Annotated in this window: 2 protein-coding genes; one reads left to right on the top strand and one right to left on the bottom strand. The window is 59.9% G+C overall.

What is annotated here, in order from left to right; translation table 11 throughout:
* Window positions 1-189, top strand: a 189-nt coding sequence (locus tag AC1D0P_RS26330) for a citrate/2-methylcitrate synthase (protein ID WP_477679420.1), incomplete at its 5' end; no start/stop codon positions are given.
* 181 nt (window positions 190-370) lie between these two features.
* Here AC1D0P_RS26330 and AC1D0P_RS26325 read toward each other — a convergent pair.
* Window positions 371-802 (bottom strand): invasion associated locus B family protein (locus AC1D0P_RS26325; RefSeq protein WP_477679419.1); only part of this gene is annotated, 432 nt, incomplete at its 5' end.

The following is an 802-nucleotide window of genomic DNA, read 5'->3' as shown; positions in this document are numbered from 1 at the left end:
GGCATCACGCTCAAGGCCCTGGGCTTCCCCACCGAGATGTTCACCGTGCTGTTCGCGCTCGCCCGTACCGTCGGCTGGATCGCCCAGTGGAACGAGATGATCGAGGATCCGGACCAGCGCATCGGCCGGCCGCGCCAGCTCTATGTCGGCGAGCCGCAACGCGACTACGTGCACGTCTCCAAGCGCTGAGCGCTCTGCCAGCAAATCGAAAGGGCCGTGTCGGAAACGACATGGCCCTTTTCCTCGACTGCCATGTGAATTCGGATCTGTTGCCCGGCGAAGATCCGATATCGCCTGAAATGGAAAAGGCCGCGATCGCGGCCTTTTCTGTTCCAATATCCGAAGCTGGCAGACTGCCGGCAGGCAGCAATTACTGCGCCTTGGCCTTGTCCTGGGCTTCTTCCAGCTTCTTGCGGGCTTCCTCAGCCTTCTTCTGCATTTCTTCCTGCAGCTTCTTCTGGGTCTCCACCATCTTGGACTGCTCCATGGCCGGGCCATCGAGGGCCGCCTTGAAGCCTTCGAGCGACATCTTGATCGGGTTCGGCATGCGCTGGAAGTTCACCGAGGTGAACACAACTTCCTGACCCTTTTTCATATTGTTGATGATCGCGTCGGTCAGCGGCATTTCGGCGATGCACATGTCGGGCATGCAGACGCCGTATTCCAGCTTGTTGCCCTTCGAATTGTCGATTTGCATCAGCACGCCCGGCGGGACGAGACGCGCGGTCGGCACCGAAACCTGCATGAACTTGCGGTTGATCTTGCCGGTGACCAGGACCAGCGCCACGGCGGTGATCAACTG

Source organism: Polaromonas sp. P1_G2, from assembly GCF_056405515.1.
Note: the sequence above shows the minus strand (reverse complement) of the source record. Positions and strands in the feature narration are given on the sequence as shown.